This window comes from Arthrobacter sp. NPDC089319 (assembly GCF_040684925.1).
Classification (GTDB): Bacteria; Actinomycetota; Actinomycetes; order Actinomycetales; family Micrococcaceae; genus Crystallibacter.
In genome coordinates this window covers 48,271-68,002 of record NZ_JBFBGZ010000006.1, presented here as the reverse complement: position 1 = coordinate 68,002, position 19,732 = coordinate 48,271, and the positions used below count along the sequence as shown (strand labels likewise).

General features: G+C 58.5%; 18 protein-coding genes and 1 pseudogene. 4 read left to right on the top strand and 15 right to left on the bottom strand.

Annotated elements, in window-relative coordinates:
- The first annotated feature begins 67 nt into the window (after positions 1 to 67).
- Positions 68 to 799: a fumarylacetoacetate hydrolase family protein gene (locus AB0N75_RS10380; protein ID WP_364648958.1), complete on the top strand. Its 732-nt coding sequence runs from the start codon at positions 68 to 70 to the stop codon at positions 797 to 799.
- 316 nt (positions 800 to 1,115) lie between these two features.
- Here AB0N75_RS10380 and AB0N75_RS10375 read toward each other — a convergent pair whose 3' ends face one another.
- The 6 genes from AB0N75_RS10375 to AB0N75_RS10350 all read right to left on the bottom strand — a co-directional run bounded on the left by AB0N75_RS10375 (position 1,116) and on the right by AB0N75_RS10350 (position 7,100).
- A complete protein-coding gene (locus AB0N75_RS10375; RefSeq protein ID WP_364648955.1) occupies positions 1,116 to 1,625 on the bottom strand; it encodes a RidA family protein in 510 nt (169 codons plus the stop codon).
- 378 nt (positions 1,626 to 2,003) lie between these two features.
- Positions 2,004 to 2,867, bottom strand: a complete 864-nt coding sequence (locus AB0N75_RS10370) for a fumarylacetoacetate hydrolase family protein (protein ID WP_364648952.1) — start codon at positions 2,865 to 2,867, stop codon at positions 2,004 to 2,006.
- Positions 2,868 to 2,970: 103 nt separating this feature from the next.
- Entirely contained in the window at positions 2,971 to 4,182 is a 1,212-nt protein-coding gene (locus tag AB0N75_RS10365) for an aminotransferase class I/II-fold pyridoxal phosphate-dependent enzyme (RefSeq protein WP_364648949.1), read from the bottom strand.
- 198 nt (positions 4,183 to 4,380) lie between these two features.
- Positions 4,381 to 5,175 carry an amino acid ABC transporter ATP-binding protein gene (locus AB0N75_RS10360; protein WP_364648946.1) on the bottom strand — a complete coding sequence of 265 codons (795 nt, stop codon included), beginning with the start codon at positions 5,173 to 5,175 and terminating at the stop codon, positions 4,381 to 4,383.
- A 19-nt stretch (positions 5,176 to 5,194) separates the two neighbouring features.
- Positions 5,195 to 6,154, bottom strand: a complete 960-nt coding sequence (locus AB0N75_RS10355) for an amino acid ABC transporter permease (RefSeq protein WP_364648943.1) — start codon at positions 6,152 to 6,154, stop codon at positions 5,195 to 5,197.
- Positions 6,141 to 7,100 carry an ABC transporter substrate-binding protein gene (locus AB0N75_RS10350; protein WP_364648940.1) on the bottom strand — a complete coding sequence of 320 codons (960 nt, stop codon included), beginning with the start codon at positions 7,098 to 7,100 and terminating at the stop codon, positions 6,141 to 6,143. Before AB0N75_RS10350 ends, AB0N75_RS10355 begins: the two co-directional genes overlap by 14 nt.
- Positions 7,101 to 7,475: 375 nt before the next feature.
- Here AB0N75_RS10350 and AB0N75_RS10345 point away from each other — a divergent pair, with 375 nt between their 5' ends.
- Together AB0N75_RS10345 and AB0N75_RS10340 are read left to right on the top strand one after the other, a co-directional pair.
- Positions 7,476 to 8,156, top strand: a complete 681-nt coding sequence (locus AB0N75_RS10345) for an FCD domain-containing protein (RefSeq protein ID WP_364648937.1) — start codon at positions 7,476 to 7,478, stop codon at positions 8,154 to 8,156.
- Between the two features lie 402 nt (positions 8,157 to 8,558).
- The gene (locus AB0N75_RS10340) at positions 8,559 to 8,957 is read left to right on the top strand and encodes a hypothetical protein (RefSeq protein ID WP_364648935.1); all 399 of its coding nucleotides are present in this window, start codon (positions 8,559 to 8,561) and stop codon (positions 8,955 to 8,957) included.
- Positions 8,958 to 9,048: 91 nt separating this feature from the next.
- On the opposite strand, the gene AB0N75_RS10335 is transcribed toward AB0N75_RS10340, so the two are convergent.
- Complete coding sequence (locus AB0N75_RS10335; RefSeq protein ID WP_364648932.1) at positions 9,049 to 9,351, bottom strand: hypothetical protein; 303 nt, start codon at positions 9,349 to 9,351, stop codon at positions 9,049 to 9,051.
- 120 nt (positions 9,352 to 9,471) lie between these two features.
- Between AB0N75_RS10335 and AB0N75_RS10330 the strand changes: the two genes are divergently transcribed.
- A complete protein-coding gene (locus AB0N75_RS10330) occupies positions 9,472 to 9,957 on the top strand; it encodes a hypothetical protein (RefSeq protein WP_364648929.1) in 486 nt (161 codons plus the stop codon).
- Positions 9,958 to 9,980: 23 nt separating this feature from the next.
- Here AB0N75_RS10330 and AB0N75_RS10325 read toward each other — a convergent pair whose 3' ends face one another.
- The 8 genes and pseudogenes from AB0N75_RS10325 to AB0N75_RS10290 all read right to left on the bottom strand — a co-directional run bounded on the left by AB0N75_RS10325 (position 9,981) and on the right by AB0N75_RS10290 (position 19,702).
- Positions 9,981 to 10,964 (bottom strand): ATP-binding protein, encoded by a 984-nt coding sequence (locus AB0N75_RS10325; RefSeq protein ID WP_364648926.1) that lies wholly within the window; start codon positions 10,962 to 10,964, stop codon positions 9,981 to 9,983.
- 125 nt (positions 10,965 to 11,089) lie between these two features.
- On the bottom strand, positions 11,090 to 13,174 hold the full coding sequence (locus tag AB0N75_RS10320; RefSeq protein ID WP_364648923.1) for a hypothetical protein: 2,085 nt from the start codon (positions 13,172 to 13,174) through the stop codon (positions 11,090 to 11,092).
- Positions 13,171 to 13,884: a TnsA-like heteromeric transposase endonuclease subunit gene (locus AB0N75_RS10315; protein ID WP_364649543.1), complete on the bottom strand. Its 714-nt coding sequence runs from the start codon at positions 13,882 to 13,884 to the stop codon at positions 13,171 to 13,173. The genes AB0N75_RS10320 and AB0N75_RS10315 overlap by 4 nt, the downstream gene beginning before the upstream one ends.
- A gap of 221 nt (positions 13,885 to 14,105) precedes the next feature.
- Positions 14,106 to 16,073 (bottom strand): LysR family transcriptional regulator, encoded by a 1,968-nt coding sequence (locus tag AB0N75_RS10310; RefSeq protein WP_364649541.1) that lies wholly within the window; start codon positions 16,071 to 16,073, stop codon positions 14,106 to 14,108.
- 153 nt (positions 16,074 to 16,226) lie between these two features.
- A pseudogene (locus AB0N75_RS10305) lies at positions 16,227 to 16,646 on the bottom strand (TniQ family protein); the annotation flags it as partial.
- 314 nt (positions 16,647 to 16,960) lie between these two features.
- Entirely contained in the window at positions 16,961 to 18,121 is a 1,161-nt protein-coding gene (locus tag AB0N75_RS10300) for an AAA family ATPase (RefSeq protein WP_364648920.1), read from the bottom strand.
- Positions 18,111 to 18,881 (bottom strand): DUF6414 family protein, encoded by a 771-nt coding sequence (locus AB0N75_RS10295; protein WP_364648917.1) that lies wholly within the window; start codon positions 18,879 to 18,881, stop codon positions 18,111 to 18,113. Before AB0N75_RS10295 ends, AB0N75_RS10300 begins: the two co-directional genes overlap by 11 nt.
- 206 nt (positions 18,882 to 19,087) lie before the next feature.
- Positions 19,088 to 19,702 carry a hypothetical protein gene (locus tag AB0N75_RS10290; protein ID WP_364648913.1) on the bottom strand — a complete coding sequence of 205 codons (615 nt, stop codon included), beginning with the start codon at positions 19,700 to 19,702 and terminating at the stop codon, positions 19,088 to 19,090.
- Between the last annotated feature and the right edge of the window lie 30 nt (positions 19,703 to 19,732).

Here is a 19,732-nt window from a genome sequence, read left to right as displayed (position 1 = left end):
CGACGCCGCCACCAGAAGCCATAGGCGCCCCGTGACAATGGTTTGATCCCCGAGGAATGAACGAATCATGCGAATTGCGCGGCTACAAACCGCAGTCGGAACCCGCCACGCCGTGTGGAGGGACGGTGGGTGGCATCATGTCGAGGATCCGTTCGCCGACGTCTTAAGCTTCACCGGGGATACAACGCCGGCAGAGAGCGCAAAGCTGCTTGCACCCGTGCGTCCCGCCGCCATTGTGGGAATCGGACATAACGACACCGACCACCCGTTACCCGTGCAGGCATGGCACAAATCCCTGCACACGTTAGCGAACCCGGGCGATCCCATCCGGATAACGCGCGGCATCGGCACCGTGAACGTGGAAGGTGAGCTTGCCGCCGTCATCGGCAAACGCGCTGCACACCTCACCACTGACAATGCCCGAGACCATGTTCTGGGATACACAGTGGCAAACGACGTAACCAATGCAGATCTGGGGCAGGCCGACGAGAGGCTATTCCAAGCCAAAGCCGGCACAAATTACACACCTCTAGGACCCTGGATTGAAACAGACATCAAGGATCCCGAAAATGTCAGCATCACAGTCACCATCAACGGCCAACCCAAGGCAAAATCCGGATCCTTCAATCTACCCTCGAGCGTCGCCGACTGTTTGGTCTACGTCACAAGGTGGATGACCCTCGAACCGGGAGACATTGTCATGACCGGCGCGCCAGGCACGTGTGCAGATGTTCAGCCCGGTGATCGAGTTGATATCACCCTCGGTGGCATCGGCACTCTGACCAACTCCGTTGTGTAACGTTTTTATCGCCTAGTCCACTTCGTTTTCGGCGCACGTCGCTTGTTCCGCGTCTCCGGATCGCCTCCGGATGGGCATCGTTCTTGGTGTGACCGTAGTTTCTCTCTCGGCCCCCTCACCCAAGTGGAGGGAAATGAACGGGCGCTATGACTATGTCGCGGTAGCGCCGGACGACATCACATGTTTCGCCGCCTTAGACGAGGAATGCGCTGAACCGATTGAGAATCAAGCCGTCGCAGTCATCAGCCCGTCTGTTCACGAAGGGTTTTAAGCGGCCCGTGCCGGGCGCAGCGCACCCGGCAGCTACGGAGCGGAGTCAATATCCATTGCTGAACTCTGCAAGACCCTCCCAAGAGTTTGCATTGGCGAACTCGACGACTGCTTCAATTTCGACTGGCGCATTCATTGGCAGGCCAGCAACACCCACTGCCGAACGGGCGTGGTCTCCTTTGAACCCGAACACGTCGGCGAGGAGTTCCGAGGCGCCGTTTGCCACGAGATGGTGGTCATTAAATCCGTTTGCTGCAGCAACAAACACGGTGATTTTGATCAGCCGCTGCACTCTGTCCAGGTCGCCCAAGGCTGCGCGGAGCTGGGATAGCAGGTTGACTGCGCACCAGCGGGCAGCTTCTTGCCCTTCGGCTAGGTCGAGGTGTTCTCCGAGGAGGCCTGTCGCCTTGAGTCTCCCATCTTTGAGCGGGAGCTGACCCGACGTGAAAAGGAGGTTGCCTGTCTTCACCCAGGGTACGTACATCGCCGCCCCTGCGTGGGGCTTAGGTAGGGCGATGCCCAGCTGTTGAAGGCGTGTTTCGGTACTTGAAGACATGTTGTTGCCTCTCCAGAAGTCGCGGGGTTATTGGATACGGAACGAGGTAAATCGTTGACCGGCGCACCGGCCAACCGGTCGTTGGCTTCTGAGTCGATCGGTCGTGAAGTCGGGATTCGTACGCATGGATCTGTTGGCCTTCGAAGCTGGATATTTGATATTTGTTAGGCCAACCGCACCAAGGGCACCTCTCAAGAACTTCGGCGCCAAGATCAGTCCGAGACACTCCATAGGCCAGATATAGCTAGGGGTGGGGAAGACTGCGACCTTTGTGGTGCTGCTGTTGGGACCAGGGCGAACTGGTTGTGGTTACCGCGCAGGCAGCTCAACAATTCCTGCGAGCGCGGCTCCCCTCGGCGGACAGAATTTAGTGTTCTCTCAGCCGGCAACGCGCAAGTTCACTCCAGTCTGGACGGAGTTGGTCAGGGCACCGATCCCTTCGATGCGGGTTTCGACGATGTCGCCGTCGTGGAGGAACTCTGGGGGGTTCCGCTTGAACCCGACGCCGCTCGGCGTGCCGGTGGCAATGACGTCACCGGGCATGAGGGGCATGACGGCCGAGATGGTCGAGATGAGGCGTGCCACGCTGAAGAGCATGTCCCGCGTGTTGCCGGTCTGCTTGAGTTCATTGTTGACGCTCAGCGAGATCTCGAGCTCCGGCTCGCCACCGAGTTCGTCCTTCGTGACGATCCACGGTCCGATCGGAGTCGCAGCGACACTATTCTTTCCCAATGTCCACTGGACGTGCTTGGTTTGGAGATCGCGTGCGGTGATGTCGTTGACTACCGTGTAGCCGGCGACCGCGTTGAGGGCGGCCTCCACGGACACGTTGCGCACCGGTGCCCCGATCACGACGCCCAGCTCGGCCTCCCAGTCGAACTGCTCGGACACGCCCTTGGGCAGATGGAGGACCGCGCCGGCGCCTGCCAGCGTGCTGAAGTCCTTGAGGAACAAGATGGGCTCCTCCGGAATTTGGGCCACGAAGACGTCAGCGGATTCGCGCTGGTGCGCCACATAATTGATGCCGGCGCAGAATACCCGGTTTCCGGCAATGGCCGGCGGCAGGAAGGTCACCTCGTTGACGGTGGTCTCGTGCCCGGTGTACGGCGGGTTGTGTCCCTCGTGGCCTGTGGCAGCCAGCACGAGAAGGTCGCGCAGCGACCAGTGGATCTCACGGATGACGTCGCCTTCGACGACGCCGGTGCGGTCTGCTCCATCGGAGAGGTAGCGCGCGATCTTCATGATCATGTCCCTTCAGCCCGGGTGTACAGGCAAAATTGATGGTGGTTTATGGCACAGCCGCTTTAGAACGTCTGCAATTGGGGGCTCGCCTAACGGCGGATGTTTAAGTTCGGAGCGAGCGCGCTGCTTGGCCCATGCGGGTCAGCGCGTCGGTCAGAATGGAAGTGCTCGTACCAAAGTTGATGCGCACGCGTCCCATTCCTCCTGGACCGAAGACGTGTCCGGAGGTGACCGCGACCTTGCCCTCGTCGTAGAAGAGCTTGGCGGGACCGACCATCGCCCCGAAGTTTCCGACCGCTGCCGGGTCGTCCGCGTCGGATGGGACGATGTTGCGGCAGTCGAGCCAAGCCATGTAGGTGCCTTCAGGTCGCAGGTAACCCACCTGAGGCAGGTGGGTGGCCAGCAGCTCGGCGAGAAGAGCGCGGTTCCGTTCCAACCCGATAAGTAGTGCGTCGAGCCATTCCTCACCTTCGTTGTAGGCGGCGGCCTGGGCGATGACGCCGAGCTGACTGGCTATACGCGAGGTCCACGCTGGAATGCGAGCCAGCTCAGGAGCCGTATCGGCCCCGCCTACGAGCAGAGCAGCTTTGGCGCCTGCAAGGTTCCACGCCTTCGAGGCCGACGTCAAAGAAAATGCGCGCTCGGCACCCGGGAGGCTAAGCAAGGGCGTGAACGATGCGTCCGAGTACACCAGTGGCGCGTGGATCTCGTTGGAGACGACTGTAACGTCGTGTCGTGCAGCCAATTCCAGAATGGCGGTGAGTTCGGCGGCCGTGTGTACCGTTCCCGTGGGGTTGTGCGGGTTGGCCAGGAGGTACACGGCTCGTGACGACTCGGCTCGCGCCGCCATGAATGCTGCATCCAGGCTTTCGAAGTTGACTCGTGAGTCCTCGCCTAAAGGCGCCTCTACGATGCGCCGTCCGTGGTGCTGCGTGTAGGAGTAGAACGGAGTGTAGACGGGCGGATTAACGATGACTGAGTCACCTGGGTCGGTGATGGCGTCCAGAAGCTGTGCGAAACCGTTCATGACGTCCACCACGACCAAGGTCCGGTCCACCTCGACGGTCTTCCAGCCCCAACGGCGCGCAGCGAAGCCTTGAAACGCCTCCACTAGTTCGGTGCCGGCCACGTATCCGGTGTCGCCTATTGCCACGGCTCGGTGAAGCGATTCTGCAACCGGCGGCGCCAGTGGCACGTCCATCTCGGCAACCCATAGAGGCAGCACGTCATCTGGGTAGGCGCGCCATTTCCAACTGCTTCTGGCCTGGAGCTGTTCCAGCGACAGCGCCTCAAGCGGGTTCTCAGTAAAGCTCATGGGAATTTCCTTCAATATCCATTGATACGAAACGTATTCGGCCGGGCATAAGACATTTGCTGCCAATCTGCCCCAGTGACCCACCGTGGCTTCGGCTACGAGTTGGGGGGCCGGCGTGTTGCTGGTCTACGACTTTGCCCTGGGGCTGACTCAGACCTGCATCTGGTTGAATCCCTCTGCAGAGGATGCGGTGACTGGTCACGCGAGAACCCGTTTGAGGAATTGTTGGGTGCGGGGTTCTTTGGGGTTGTCCAGGACTTCATCCGATGTGCCTTGCTCGACGATGGCCCCGTCCGCCATGAACACGATTCGGTCCGCGACGCGTCGAGCGAAACCCATCTCGTGGGTAACGACGAGCATCGTTCGACCGTCCTTTGCGAGCGCTGTCATCACGTCCAACACTTCGCCGACGAGTTCGGGGTCAAGGGCAGAGGTCGGCTCATCGAACAGCAGGAACAGGGGCTTCATAGCGACCGCGCGCGCGATCGCCACTCGCTGTCGTTGCCCGCCAGACAACTGGGAAGGGTAATAATCGATCTTGTCTCCCAGGCCAACGCGGTTGAGCAGAGATACCGCTTCCTCACGGACGGTGACGGACTTGCGCTTCTGCACGCGCACCGGGCCCTCCATCACGTTCTGCAACGCAGTGAAGTGAGGGAAGAGGTTGAAGTGCTGGAACACCATTGCCGTGCGGGCACGTTGGGTTGAGAGCTGACGTTCGGTCAGCTCGTGGAGCCTGCCATTGTCCGGACGGAATCCGATCGGGTCTCCGCCCACCCAGATTTCGCCTGAGTCAGGCACTTCCAGCCGGTTTAGGGTACGCAGGAAGGTTGACTTCCCTGCGCCCGACGGGCCGATGAGGCAAACGACTTCACCGGGATGAACGTCAAGCGAAACGTCCTTGAGGACCTGATGATGTCCATATGACTTGTTGACGCGTACTGCTTCCAAGACGGGCGCCCCGACTTCAGGGGCGGTGTTTACCGCGGTCATGACTTGCTCCTAAGACTTGTCATCGCTTGGTCCTGACAAACGGGGGCGAGAAGATGTTTGACGAGAGGCTGCGGCCGGCAGATGGGCGCACGGCTGGCATTCCCTGCTTGCGGCCTCGTTTGTCGAAGGCCCTTTCCAGGTATCGCTGACCGATGCTTGCAACGGTTACGAGCACCATGTACCAGATGGCGGCCGCGATAAGAGTTTCCATCACTTGGAGGTTGAAGGACGAGATGTTGTTCGAGGCCTTGACGAGCTCCAGAAAGCCAATGACCGACGCCAAAGACGTACTCTTGAGGAGGTCGATGAAGTTGTTGCCCGTCGGCGGAATAATGACCGGCATGGCCTGCGGCAGAACAATGCGGAACGTGCGTTGCATCGGGGTCTGCCCAATCGACTGCGCCGCTTCAATCTGTCCCGGGTCGACACTCTTGAGTCCTGCCCGGACGATCTCAGCCATGTAGCCACCCTGACTCAAGGCCAGACCGAGGAAGGCGGCGAAGAACGCCGTCATCACGTCGTTCGTGTTGGCACTGAACAGGCTGAGATCGGTACCCGGGATGCCGAACCTGATCTGCGGGAAGACCAGCGCAAGGTTGTACCAAAGAAGGATCTGCACCAAGAGCGGCAGGCCCCGGAACAACCATATGTAGAAGACAGCAAATACATTGGCCACGGGGTTGTTGGAGACGCGCATCAACGCGATGATCACGCCGACCACGATGGCTGCCGCCATGGAGCCGATGGCCAGGATGATCGTGTTGACCAAGCCGGCACGAACAACCGGATGGACCAGGTATCCGGGGATGGCTGCGTAGTCGATATTCCCAGCTGCGGCACTCCATCCGAGGGCCAGCACCAATGCGATGATCAGGGCGCCTACCACCCAACGACCCCAGTGCTTGAGCCGCACTTGCGGGAGCAGGGTGCGCTCCTCCTGTGTGCGCGGCGCATCCACCCTCATGTCACTTGCCACCATTGATGGTGGCTTCCTCGATCGCACCGTGCTCGGTGCCCCAGGCCTCAAGGATCTTCCCGTAAGTGCCGTCGGCGATGAGAGAATTCAGTGCCTCGGAGATGATGTCCCGCAGCTCAGGGTTCTGCTTATTGACTCCGATGCCGTACGGCGCTCCCTCGATCACCGGGATGTCGACGACCTCGAAGGCTTCGCCATCCTCGATGGTGCGCTCGAGATAGATGGCAGTAGGAAGATCTTGGAGCAGGACGTCGATCCGGCCGGTGCGCAGCTGATTCTGGTTTGTCGTATCACTATCAGTCACGAAGGTCTCGATGGCTTCTTTGCCGGCCGCGACGCACTGCTCGCTCTGAGCCTCGGCCCACTGTTGATTGATCGTGCCCGTGGTGGTGGCGACTGTCTTACCGCACAGGTCGTCAGGGCCCGCGATTCCCGCAGGGTTGCCCTTCTGGATGACCAGAGCGATGCCGGACATGAGGTAGTCGACGAAATCAATGGCCTCCTGCCGCTCGGCGTTGTCGTTCATCGCGGCCATCGTGGCCTCGACGCGGCCGCTCTGCAAACTGGTGATGAGCGCGGCGAAGTCCATGTTCTGGTACTCGATTTCCAAACCGAGCTTCTTGCCTATCGACAGCATGATGTCGTTGTCGTTGCCGATGATGGTCTCGCCGTCCTGGGCGAGGAACATGCTGGGCGGGAAGTAGAGATAAGTGCCAACGGTTAACGTCCCATCCTCGGCTATGTTCGCGGGGACCTTGTCGGCCAGCGCTTGATCGGTCTGGACCGCGTCGATGATTTTAGAGTTGTTCGGGATGGCCGCAGCAGCTTCGCCCGTGGCGGCGCTACTGCTGCCGGCGGTCGCGTCTCCGGTCGACGGGTCGCTGCACCCGGCCAGGCCGAGAGCTGCTACGACTGCAAGCGCAGATAACCGCGGGAATGTTGTACGCATCTAAATGCTCCGTTCGATTGAGTTGAACAATGACTGCCATGGTCGAGCAGTGCGCGGACTGCACGCCCTGTCTCTGGTAGAACGTGGTGAGGACATGCAGCGACTACAGCATTGCCGTGCTGCTGCACCTCGCCCAGGTCGCCGACCATCCATGGAGTGACCATGGCGTTCAGTGACCAATCCGTCCTCATTCGCAAGTTTGGTTGCGAATGAACCTGATTGGTTTGGAGCGTAGGTGACTTGAATCACGCGCGTCAAGTTTACGCGCGAAAAAGTCTCCGCTTGGATCCTGAGGGCCGTTTGCCGCCCGTCATCCATTCGATGAATGGTCGTGATTGACTCGCATTGGTAGAGTCATTTTGGTAGAGAAGGGAGATGCCCGTGACACATGGTCTGATCGACACACGAGACGCTCGGCTAGTGGTGGAGCACCTCGAGCACTTGATCTCGTCGCAAGAACTGCAACCAGGAGATCGGCTCCCCACTGAGCGGGCACTCGGACAGTCGCTAGCCTGCAGCCGAACCGACATTCGTCGTGCACTGTTACAGCTGGAGATTGACGGCCGAGTGGTGCGGCACGTCGGGCGAGGCACCTTTGTGGCGCCTCCTCGCAATGACTCCTCGGACGCCAGCATCATCAGCGTTAGCCCCGCCGAACTCATGGCGGCCCGTCTCCTAATGGAGCCACAGATCGCCTCTATGGCAGCTCTGACTGCCACCCAGGCCGACTTTGACGAGATGCAACGTTGCCTCGCGGGTGGAGACGGAGCAGATATCCACGAGGAGTTCGAGGCCTGGGACGTTGCTTTGCACCGCAGTTTCGCCATTGCTACACACAACGGAGTAATTACGGCGATCGTCGACATCCTGCACTCGTCGAGGCACGATCCGTCGTGGGGTGGGCTCAAGCGACGCACGTTCAACGCTGCCCGCTGCCACTCGTACCGCGACGAGCACCGTCGAATCGTCAAGGCGTTGCAAGAACGCGATGCCCTGGCCGCTGAGCAAGCGATGCGCCAGCACCTCGAGTCGGTTCGCACAACGATCTTAGGGTGATGGACGACCCCCGAACAGCCATGTAGAGGCGCAATGGCAGCTCGAACCTTACTGCGTGTCCGCAAATTGGATCCTTTGGACGAGTCGTTGACGCAACCTCTTGTTCGAAGAACCGCCGTCACCGACATTCAAGGGATAATTCGAGAGTGCGTCGCTGTTTTTGGCGAGACCTTCGAGTAGTTCAAGCCGGGCCAGAATAGGTCAGTCACACATCCCGCGATACGGAACCTGGAGAGGGCCCAACCATTGGATTGTGAGCGTGCGGGTAATAAATTTGTGAAGAACCACGAAACGCGACCCGAGACCCCGGCTTTTAGCCGTCTTGCTTCAGCTGTTTTGAGGCCTGCAGATAGCTAGCGTGAGCCCCATCTGTCCGCTCGGGCTTCAAATGCGGAAGGAATGATGGCCGCGATGCCCCTAAGAAACGGCCGATACGATGGTCATGAAGTTGGCCCTTTCTACGACACCGCCGGCTTGGTCTCTTGGCTCGAATACCCAGAGGAAGCCCTCGACAAACGTCGACAAGCCCACCAGCTATTGGGCTGTCGGACCGTGGACGGCAAATGGCTGTATCCGGTCTGGCAGTTTCAGGAAGACGGTGAGTTGCTGCCAGGTTTAGCAGAAGCACTCAAAGTTCTCCTGACCGGCCTGAATGACGGCTGGACTGTAGCGCTTTGGTTCACCGGAGAGACCTCCGACCGGCTGGACGGGCTGAGTCCCCGGGAGTGGCTAAGTCAAGGTCGATGCTTGCAGCCAGTGCTGGAAATTGCTCGCAGGGACGTTGCGGCATGGACTAAGTGATCCAGCCTCTTTGTTAGGCAATCCCTACTTGCAGGACGTTCCGAATTTGCACCAGGCGGCTGCAACCTTCTGGTAGGCCGGCTTGGCCGCTTTAGTACAACAGGACGTTGCCTTCAGCTGTGCCTTCGTGTCTGATGGCTTCTTCGGTCTGGAAGATGAGTGCTCTGAATGCTCTGGCCACGGCAATCGGAGTTTCGTCTGGCAGCTGATAGTAGAACCGCAGTCGCCCGAACTTTTCCTTGATCTGAACGATCCTATATCCCGGGGCGAGTGCTTCAAGAGTCTCGTCCAGCCACTCTATTGTTGGCAGCCAATCGTCTGGGATGGGCCACGGCTCGAAGCCATCCTCAGTCAGGAACTTTTTCTGCATCTCAAGGGGTATGTTGGTTTTCATCGGGCGTCGTCTCTAGTTGCGCGGGATCCGGTGACGCGCCGGGTCCTTCCCGAGTTGGGGCAATCTTACGGGATCGAGGACATCGTGGTCCCATGCGATGGGTGCTGAAGGACGGGAACCATGAGGGAGCAAGAGACGTCTGCAGCGTACGAGGCAGCCTGCCGCGAATTACGGCAGTTCTTTGAGTACCTGGAGCCGATGGTCACGCCCGAGACTGCAGCAGGCATCGCGGCGACAGAGCAGGCGATGAGGGATATGGAGCGGGAGTTCACGTTCTTTTCCGAACTCGACATTACCGACCTTGTCATAGCTGAGACGCTGCGGGAACCGAAAGATCTCCTCCGCGAAGGCAAACTGTTGGGATTTACCTATCGTGGAAGGACCGTTTACCCAAGTTTCCAGTTCGACCCTAAGACCGGGATGATACGCGAAGCCGTACCGTTGCTCCTCTCGGTCGCAGCCGAATACCAGATCCCCTCGAAGGAACTCGCGCAGTGGCTCTGTGACCCTTCCGGATACTTGAGTGGGGATAGGCCAGTTGACCATCTTCACGACATCGGTCGGGTGGTCGAAGCCGCCAAGGACCATTACGGGGTTGTGTGGTGACGATTTTCACGACCAGGGAATCGTCATGGAGAAGCGGCGGCGCCGCTGGCGGTAGCGGCCTGCTTACGGCGAAAGGTGACTAGCCTGGCTTGGGTATCTTTACGTCTTGCCTCGGCTGCCTGCGCGATCGTTATGCTGTCCAGCATCTTTTGAGAGAGGGCCTCCTTCCCGGTGTTGATGGCCTTGGCTGCTCCCAGTCGCAGCAGTTCCATCAATGATCCGATATATCCGGTTGTTCTTACGAATAGGTAGTCGCTCAATTCCTCGGCCAGCATGCCCGGGTAGGACTTGAGAAGTACCAAGGCCTGTTCCAGGCCGAGCAGGGTGGAGCGCCACTCGTCAGCCCCCTCCGGGGTGAAGACGTTGAACGCGGACATCTCGAGCCTTGTCCAACGACGCCCTAGCTGTGCGTTTGTTCCCCCAGCGTTTCCCTCGTCGAACATTCCTTCCCTCTCGACGCCTACCCCGATGAAGAGAAATGTCGTTGGGAAGTCGTTGGCGAGTGACTTTAGGGTATTGCTGACTTCCTTTCCATCTCTTCTTTTGAGGTTTAGGAAGTGTACGTCGTCGATGATGATCAACTGCGTCCTGCATCGGAGAACGCAGTCCAAGGCCGACGACGTCAGCTGTAGGGCGTTGCCGGTCCTTCTCGGATGAGCGTAGAACTCCAGCATTTGCAGGGCCAAAGACTTCGGTGTCGTGTTGCCAGTGAGTCCTATTCGGGCCACGGGGATGTGTTCTGCGGACTCGGCAGCAGCGGCTCTGGAGGCGTTGATCGCCCTCCGGTGGAAGCGGCGTCCATACATGTTTGCTGCCGTTGACTTCCCGACACCGGGATCGGCGTCGATGACCGGAGCGCTACGGACACGGTCGAAACTCTGGACGTCGGCGTCGAGCATTTCGTCTAAGGCCGCATGAACGCGGAGCAGTTGCGGGGTACTAAGCGTGAGATTCGCGTGGTACCACTTGCGTCGTTCGGCATAATCCGTGGATTCGGCTTGAGTCAACTTACGAAGCTCAGGAATGGAGAGCTTCTCGGGAGGCCGAATGTCTGGGCGGTCAGCGAAAGCGAACCAGCCTTCTTTCCGTGAAAGCGAATGGTTCGCCCCTGGCGTCTGCGCTAATGAGCCGTTCAATAGAGTTCCACAGCCCCGTCGTAGTAGTCCCCTGTATCGGTGTCGTTCCTTTTTTCACGCGCTGGATCTGCTGGCCTTTCCGTCACGGATTGACTGGGCTCTTGCTGCCCACCTGATGCCGTCGAAGATGCTTGAAGACTCTCTACTGCCCGTTCAACTTCCTCTCTTTTTTGCTTTGCCCGAAGCGCGGCTTTCCGCTCTCGCGAATTCATTTCGAGTCCAGCCTCCCGTCGCGCCAGAAGCGCTATGAGTGCCTGCTCAGTGTCATAACCTTTTGCTGCGGCATGTTCCTTCGCGACCTTCAGGGCATCAGAGTTGAACGGTTGTTTTGCGTTGGATGCGGCTTCCCACGCCAGCACGTGCCATTGGTGGTCCTCAGGATCTTGAAAGTAGATCTGGCGGAGGTCCTCGGCATCAACTGAGAATTGAAACTTCCCGCCTCCCCCCGCGGCCGGGCCATGACGTTTCCGGTACTTTGTCAGGATCTCGCCCCTATATATGAGTCCCAGGTACGAGACACCTTCCGGCTCGATCTTTCTTAAAATCACTGGAAGCATGCGGAGGGCCAAGGATGGATCGCTCGGCATAACGATAACTCCGGCACGTGCTACGCCGTGAGCGTAGCGGTCCCTAGGGCTGAGGTTCACTCCGGGCAACTGGTTATCTGCCACCCCGGAACCAGGGCTCCGGTGATAGCTGACCGCGATCCATTCTCGAATTGTGGCGTCTAGTTCGTTGATCAGGTAGAAGGCATTCTTCTCAACCCACTTTCCCCTGGCTTGAACGTCCTGCCCCTTGTAACCGGGCAAGTGCTGGAATAGCCCGGTCCTGATGGTGTGGAAAAAGCGTTCGACCGGTGACTTGTCCGAAGGCGTGCCTTTACGCGCCGGCTGAAGAGAGATTCCGAGCCGTTCGCAGGCGCCGGTCAAATGGGAGGACACGAAAATTTTTCCGTGGTCAACGACGATGTTATCGATTGACAAGCCGGGGCCGCTGAGTCGGCGCTCGTTGACCTCGTTCCTGTCGGCATCGATCAGAACGTTTTCGGGCACACCGTGGTAGGGCCAGACAGCCTCATCAGGCCATTCCGCTGGCGCTGGGCGGGGTACCAGGACTTCGTAAAGAACGGAGGAGACATCCACGCTCTTCGTAGAAATCGGTGTTAGCTGCAGTCCAACGATGCACCTGGAGTACAGGTCCATGGCGACTGTGAGTTCCGTGTTGATCCACTTGCCGGTGATGGGGTTTATGGCCAGAACGTCGGTTCGGGTTGTGTCCATAAGAATCACCTGCCCTGGTCTGGATGCTTCAAATCGGCCGAAGGAATGCTGAGGTGTAGCAGCGATCGACCGACGGCGTATGGCATTGTGCGAAGTGCTTTTGCCGGCCATCAGTTCGTTCAAGGCGTTGTAAGCGGAAGTCCTGCCCGGGAGCTTCACTGAGTCGCCGTATGTTGCCTCGATTCTGGCCCTGATCGTGCGAAGCAACCCTCCACGGTCCCGGTCCGATTCGTTAGTCCGCTCGTCAATTACCTCCTGCGCGATCTTGACCCAGCGCAGATCAGTGGCGTGGAATCGCGAAGTAGGTCTTTGCGACCGCCTGTCCACAAGTCCGAGTTCCCTGTCACGTCGGTACCTCGCCACCCAGCTGCGAACCGTCACCGGGCTGACTCGAAGCTCTGAAGCCTTTGCCCTATACCGCGCCATTAGCCCAGTGTCGGGCGCGTACTCAGCTTTTGGCTCCCCAGACAAAGCGACATCGGCGCTGCCTGACTTGTATCCGGTCAGGACTTCACGAACGTCTGCTGCCCTTCGCGTTACCTCTTCTCGCGCATTCGGGCTGAGTGTCCCAGCAATCAGGTCAAACGTCGCACTCTCATTCGTTTCATCGGATGGACCTTCCTCCCGAAGAAGGTGGAAGTCCCCTGCAGGATCCAAGAGGCTGGCTACCCGGACTCTGGCCATGGCCTTCGACGTGTCTGCCTCAAGCAGGACTTCCGTTCCAATGAATTCGACGACAGTCCAGACTGCACCCGAATGCGATACATGGCTACCAAGGGTCATCACGATAGTCCCGTTCATTGCCGCCTCCCCGGGGCCAGAAGGGTGTGCACGTCCAACGGAAGGGATAGGTCTGCCACAAGGTCCCCTCTCCACAAAAGATGCAGCAGGTGACTTCGGACGACAGGTTTGCTTACCCCGGTGGCTTCCGAAATCCGCCACTCCAGCGCCCGAAACACTTCCTGTTCGGTCGTTTCCTGCCGCACGCAGTCGAGAAGGATGTTGTGAAACTGCCACGCCCTTCTGTATCCGGCCAGGAACCGTAGGTTCAGGGCCTCCTGCGCAGGCGTTTCGCTGCGCACTTCATAGGCCCAACCATGATTCTGAAGTTCGCTCTGAGCCCACCCAAGCGCATCCCGAACTTTTCGATTCTTCAACCTGTGGGTTGGCTTGACCTCGATCACCCGGACGCTTCCGTCTGCTCCTTCAACATAGAAGTCCGGAACATGCCACCTCTCGTCCGATCCGTTAAGGTCCATGCGGAATGGCTGGGACAGAATGCGTCTAACTTCGGGGTCTCTATCGAGCGTGAGCAGGACTGACAGTTCCAGGCCTGACTCGTACGGCACGTGGCGTTCAGAGGTGGCGGCCCAGTACAGTCCCGGTCTGTGGGTTTGGCCTTGGCGGTAGGTGAATGCACGCCATGGCAGGACGCCATAAAAGCTTCGATGGATTACTCGCGGTAGAGGCAAAGAATCTATGACATCACGTTCCCGCCTGAAGCTCAGCATGATCTCTCCGGCGGGGAACTCTGGAAAAGGAAACGGCTTCACGGCTTATCATCGCTCACCGTAGGCGGGCGCGGATGTTGGGCTGGAAGCGGAGGAACCGCCACCACGTCGCGGATGATGCGCGCATCTGCTTGTGGAAATCGCATAAAGTGCTACGCTATAGATATCTGCCGAGGGCGGGCTATTTGTTGTGCCATGCAAGAAGTTTGCATGGCGACATTCTAGGCCGTTGTGTGGGCCACCGCTAGGCTTTTCAGGTTTGGGGCTGGACCGGTCGGAATCACACCTTTCGCGACTACGGCTCTCCGTGGCCATCCAAGAGGCCGTACTTCACGCCGGCACCGATGAGACTTCGACCCAGCCTCGTCAGTTCCATGGAGTGGGCCCGCTTCAGCCCGGATGAAGAGCTCACCTCCTACATCCCCTTCCAGGTTTTTCAACTGCTGCACCAATGACGGTTGGTTGAGCCCCATGCCCTGCACCGCCTCGTTCAGTGTCCGATACGTCATCACTTCCGCGAATCTCCGTAGCCGTGCCACTCCATGAGGACCAGGCAGCGCTGTTCTTAGGAGTGCGGGCAACCGCTCGTAATCGTCCGCTTCGATTCCGGTTGGACCGCTGTTCCGCCCCTTTTGCCGCAAGCTGACGCCGGCATCCAGAAGACATCTTCGGATGGTCGTTTTGCTCCACCCGGTCTGTTCTGCAATTTCCCGAGGGGTGCGCCGTTTTCGCAGGTACAGTTCTTGAACCAACTGGGTGTCAAGCCATTCCTTTTCCCCAAGGCTGGGCGGCAGTCCGAGCCGTGCCAGATGCCACCTCACCATTCTGGCCGACTTGTTTAAGGCCTTTGCCATCTCATCGACCGACTTGCCTGCATCCAACGCGGAACGTAGTGCCACCTCAAAGGAGTCGCTGGGACGCTGGGCCTTCGCCGCCTTTGTTGCACGTGCTTCGGCTTGGGAGATCAGGCGTCTGTCGACCAGTCCTCGACGGACAAGGGCAGCGGTCTGAGCGGACAACGGATCCGCTTGCAGATCGTGAGCGCCTTGACTCTCCAGAAGGTGTAGGGGCGGTTCCCAACTCAATGGCTCTGCAATTCCCTCCTTCACCAGGAATGCCTCCGCGTGTTCATCCAACGAGCCAAGCACTTGAGTCGGGGTAGAGGCAATGAAGTTCTGCAGCGTGTAATACGTGGAGTGGGGAGAGTCTGGCCTCTCCGTCAGCGATCCCGTCAGCCGATACGCAAGGTAGTGCCGCGCTGCATCTGCTGACCGCTTCTTGTCTCGCTCCGGTCTCGGCCAAAGACCGCCCCAGACAGGCAGCGAAAGCAGCCCCGATAGAGTCAACCCACGGCGGCGCTCGTAGTCGATCGGACCCGCAACGCCGTCCAGATAGTTCGCTAGATTGATAAGGGCGTCGATTATTCGGTCTCGTTCGTTATTGTTCAGCCGCATGAAGACATAGGAAAAGCCCCCGCGCCTCGGCGAAGCCAGCAAGTGTGCCAGATGAGTGACTGCATGGCGCCGGTATCCAGGCAAAAGGGCGGCAATGCTCAGCGCAGTTTGAAAAACTTCGGCATCTATCGATGTCTTGGGCTGCAGAAGTTGAGTCCATTCAGGCCAGAACCGCTGCGGAATCGAACGACTGCGCCGAGCGATTTCTTGGTCATCCATAGTGGGGACCGACACGTCAGCGCCGACTGTTCGGTACCGTAGGGCATCCGCAGGTCCCAGATCCGTGTGCAACGCTGCGAGCATCTTCCGTTGCAGACTCGTTGACGGCGCGCCCCAGTGCCGAATGGCGCCCGACGGCGACTCCTTTATGATCTGCTTATCGTCCCCAGACATGAGCTTCCGCAAGATGGGCACGAATTCCGTGCGATCCTCATTGTGCAGGGCAGCTGCGGCAAAGGACACCGCATGTGCCGTCTGGGCCGCGGATTCAGGCCTAAACAAGCCCGTGCGCTTGCGCTCAGGGTCAATTCGGAACCTGCACCGTGGCTCATCGACTGTGCCGTTCCACTCGCGTAATTCGCCAGTGGGCATGACCTTGAGCGCCCGCCCTGCAAGTAACTTAACATCACTGAGGGTTTGCTGGAGGACAGAAGCCGGCAGCACAGAGGAAGAAATCAGCCCGTTCAACCATGCCTGTGCCTGCAGAATTGGGCCTTCGGCCGCCAGCTGGGCCATTGGGGCATGCGATAAATCTTCGTGACAACGCCCACCGCCCCGATCCCTGAGAGCGTTGCCGCATCTATTGAGCACCGGCACCTCCTGTCTGCGAGGGTGCATGGTGAAGGGGATCCGACCGCATTCAACGCAAGCGTCGAGAAGCAGACAAGAGTGCTTAAGGCATGCAAACGACCAGGTCAGCCGCCAGGACAAAGGCCACACGCCCGGAAGCTCCTTGAGGCATTGGGGGCAGAATCGTGTCCCGTTCCCCCGGGCCCAGTGGAAATGGCGGTCGACAGAGTGTCGCGAGACTTCTAGTGCAATTACTCGGTGGTCGTACCGCTGCATAGTCATGCCTGCCAGAACTACCGACGAGACACCAGTCGCGGCGCTCAGATTCTTCATATCTTCCACCGGCAACCGGATGGACATGTCCATCAACTGCGGGCTCCCGGGCCGCCCCTCCACTCCCACGGCTCTAAAAAAATCGTCGCGGGTCGTGGACAGGGCGGCGCAATAGCGCTCCAACCAACCTCCCAACGACTCTCCGTTGAACGGTGGGATACGGATTGGTAACTCTCTAGGAAGCATTAGGGGTTCCTGTTGCGCTACCAGCGCTACCATAAGCGCCCTCTCTGTGAGGACACCATCGTTTCGCCGCGTCTCTCCCTAGTCCAAGAATTCCTTCTACCAGGCCTCGGCCAGCGTCCCACACTGTCAACATGCGTCGGCAAGAACACGGACTATAGACAGTTGTCAGGTCAGTTTTCCAAGAGCCTCTCGGTTCCCCTAGTCATATCTTCGCACCAAGGAGCAGTTTCAACTACCGACGCTCCTGTTGCCGACGAGACATCTCAACGGCGCCTCTGGCAACCGTCACGCACTCCATCGGCGGCAGTGGTGCGTCATGTAACCACGTCCCTCGGACGGTTCTCGCTAAGGAGGTCTCGGACGAGGAGGGTGGAAATGAGCTCATCCGTCATCTTCCCAAGCTTTCGCACATTGGCCGCGTGCGCAGCCAAAGGGTACAACGTCTCCTTGACGTGCGCCGCGTCGACGCGCTGGCGCTCATCGGCATCCAGCTCCTCGAAGCGACCATCGACGAGGCGGTCAATGACCGCGGTAACCTCATCCTGCGAAAGGGGCTCGAACCTAATCAGGGAGTCGAACCTCGAGTAGAGCGCATCGCCTAGTTCGTCCCGGATCTGCTTCTCGGAACCGTAATTCGATGTGCAGATAATGAGCGAGCGCCCGACCTCCACGCGGTAGTTCTTGTCTTGGAACACGCCACCGTCGAAGAACTGATAAAACGCGCTATGGAAGACTGAAGCAGCTTTATCGAACTCGTCAATGAGCACTACCCCGGACTCCCGATCAAGCAAGTCATGGGCGAACGACGGCTCTGAGTGGCCTCCGCCGAACAGATATGACGCGAATTTTTCGTTGTGAAACATCGAGAATTGTTTGCGCATGAGTGCTCCGCCGAGAAGCCCGTTGATGAACTGCGCGGTTTCCGTCTTGCCGACGCCCGACGGGCCATAAAACATGGTAACCACTGGCTTGCTGCGCGATCCTCTAGTCAGTGGGTAGAGCGCGGCCAAAAGCGACTCCTTGACGTTCTCCTGTCCAATCAGATGCTTGGCGAAGTCATCGCGAAATTTCACGAGGGTGCTGCATGTAACCGAGGGGTAGTCGTAGTGAATGACTTCGACGCTGCCTGCGAAGATTCGCTTGAGATGCTCATGTACATGCTCGGGCGGATTGTGGAGGAGCAATTCTTTCGGGTTATGTGCCTGGACCAAGCCCGGGAAGTTCGTAATTGCGTGTTCCTGCAGACTGGCGTAGTCGCCCGACTCGGCAACCAAGCGCTTCGGTCGCTTCCGTTTAGGCTCTATCTTGTCCGCGTCGCTGTCTCGATCCGGGACTACGACTTTTAGTTGGCGAAAGCTTTCATCCCGCGCAAAGATTGCCTCCAGCAAGCCTTCGGACTTCTTCTTCTTCCCGACACGTTGCTCGAACCACGATAGTGGGCCGTAATAGATGGTGATCCTTGTATCACCTGACATGCTCGACCCCTGCCAGGAGAACGTCGTAGACGTCGAGGAGGTCGTCGTCTTTAGCCTCGGCGCCGTCGAGCAGTTCCCGCACGTTGACGGGCGCTGCATCGGTTCCAGGAGCCATCTCAGCTGCCATTGTGAGGCTGTTCTCGGCTGCTCTGCCGACCAGGATGCCGTGGAACACGAGTTGCATCCGGCCTAAATCAACTAGCCCGTAATTGTTTCTGAAGGCCCGGATATTGAAGCGCAAAATGCACTTTTCTCCGCGAGGGCTTTCGCCCACTAGTTCGTAATAGCCTTTGGCCGCTTCGAGCGCCTCATCCAAACCGGCCAAATTAATAGGGAGTTCACCCATTTTTAACATTGCCATGTATGGGGTGAACATTTTCATAAAGGCAGCAGACTCCTTGCGGGCTATAACCTGGAGATCTGCGAGCTGCGTGATGCCACCATGTTCATTGGCTCTAGCAAGATAATCCGTGAGGATCGTGTTCGAAATGGTTTTGTTAAAGATGCTTCGCCCGAGGTTCGATGCGCTGACGCCAGCACTGGCCTCAGCTGAGCCACCGAAGAAAGGAAGCCAGTTGAACTTGGCGGCCGCACGTGCTTCTGCCTTGCTATGAATATCGGCGGCACGCTCCTTAACCTGCTCCGTCGTCGCCGCCTCCTTGCCCCCAGCCGAGACATCAAGCAAGTCAGAGACCGACTCTTCATCAAAGTAGACGATCTTTATGAAGGAGGAGCCGGAGTTCTGCTCACGCTTGGTCATTGCCATCCATCACCATCTCAATTTCGGTTCTTCAACCGGCAGGATAGGACGCCCGCGGATATCTGGGGCGACCTTGAGGTACTACCGTATCGCGACTACGGAGGTGGTACCGCGACGGTCACAAAGGGACGTTTAAAGCAGGCCGAGCCAGATTACAGCCATTCAGTGCCATCCTTCTCAGAATTAGCTTCTGACTGTGGAACCGTCTATTCAGACGCACTGGCGTTCCGCAGAGGCAACGCTTCCGCACCAAAGAGCAAAGCGCGATAACTTTCGGCATCATCCTTGAGGTTGGTCGGCCAGACACCAGGGTTGTTGCTATATGTGATGTAGCTCGACGTGTACATGATCTCTATGTGCACGACCAGGTCCCCCAGCTTGCGCCACACAGTGCTGTCGTCTACCAATGCCTGCACTTGAAACGAGACTGGCCCGGCTTGATTGAACGCCGGCAAACTGTCCACTGCGAAGTGGGCGTACTTAGTAACGACTTGTCGAGGAGGTATTGTGTACGCGTGTGCCATGTCCTCCATGTCCTCTGACGTGGGGCCTATGGTCCTCCTGAATGAGTGGCACTCCAGCTCTATGTTTGTGCCCTTGTCGTCGGTTGTTACAAGCCTGAGCGCAGTGATCACACGCGGGCACGCTCCGGAGTTGAACAAGATCATTGGTAGCCGGAGCACCAGCCGCGACTTGTTCCAGAACCCGCTGAAGGTGATTACGGGATACAGCTTCAAGCGGCCTTTGCGTGCCTGAAGCCAGTAGAACGAACCGATGGTGAAGAAAAGGGCAAGGCAGGAAATGAACACTGGCGCTGTCATGTAGACACAGTCTCATACATTTAGAAGCCA

Coding starts and splice junctions, on each gene's coding strand:
- AB0N75_RS10300 (WP_364648920.1), bottom strand. CDS start 18,121: ATGTCAGGTGATACAAGGATCACCATCTATTACGGCCCACTATCGTGG.
- AB0N75_RS10320 (WP_364648923.1), bottom strand. CDS start 13,174: ATGAACGGGACTATCGTGATGACCCTTGGTAGCCATGTATCGCATTCG.
- AB0N75_RS10345 (WP_364648937.1), top strand. CDS start 7,476: ATGCCCGTGACACATGGTCTGATCGACACACGAGACGCTCGGCTAGTG.
- AB0N75_RS10365 (WP_364648949.1), bottom strand. CDS start 4,182: ATGAGCTTTACTGAGAACCCGCTTGAGGCGCTGTCGCTGGAACAGCTC.
- AB0N75_RS10350 (WP_364648940.1), bottom strand. CDS start 7,100: ATGCGTACAACATTCCCGCGGTTATCTGCGCTTGCAGTCGTAGCAGCT.
- AB0N75_RS10380 (WP_364648958.1), top strand. CDS start 68: ATGCGAATTGCGCGGCTACAAACCGCAGTCGGAACCCGCCACGCCGTG.
- AB0N75_RS10310 (WP_364649541.1), bottom strand. CDS start 16,073: ATGGCCCAGCTGGCGGCCGAAGGCCCAATTCTGCAGGCACAGGCATGG.
- AB0N75_RS10340 (WP_364648935.1), top strand. CDS start 8,559: ATGGCCGCGATGCCCCTAAGAAACGGCCGATACGATGGTCATGAAGTT.
- AB0N75_RS10370 (WP_364648952.1), bottom strand. CDS start 2,867: ATGAAGATCGCGCGCTACCTCTCCGATGGAGCAGACCGCACCGGCGTC.
- AB0N75_RS10360 (WP_364648946.1), bottom strand. CDS start 5,175: ATGACCGCGGTAAACACCGCCCCTGAAGTCGGGGCGCCCGTCTTGGAA.
- AB0N75_RS10315 (WP_364649543.1), bottom strand. CDS start 13,884: ATGCTGAGCTTCAGGCGGGAACGTGATGTCATAGATTCTTTGCCTCTA.
- AB0N75_RS10295 (WP_364648917.1), bottom strand. CDS start 18,881: ATGACCAAGCGTGAGCAGAACTCCGGCTCCTCCTTCATAAAGATCGTC.
- AB0N75_RS10355 (WP_364648943.1), bottom strand. CDS start 6,154: ATGGTGGCAAGTGACATGAGGGTGGATGCGCCGCGCACACAGGAGGAG.
- AB0N75_RS10330 (WP_364648929.1), top strand. CDS start 9,472: ATGAGGGAGCAAGAGACGTCTGCAGCGTACGAGGCAGCCTGCCGCGAA.
- AB0N75_RS10335 (WP_364648932.1), bottom strand. CDS start 9,351: ATGAAAACCAACATACCCCTTGAGATGCAGAAAAAGTTCCTGACTGAG.
- AB0N75_RS10290 (WP_364648913.1), bottom strand. CDS start 19,702: ATGACAGCGCCAGTGTTCATTTCCTGCCTTGCCCTTTTCTTCACCATC.
- AB0N75_RS10375 (WP_364648955.1), bottom strand. CDS start 1,625: ATGTCTTCAAGTACCGAAACACGCCTTCAACAGCTGGGCATCGCCCTA.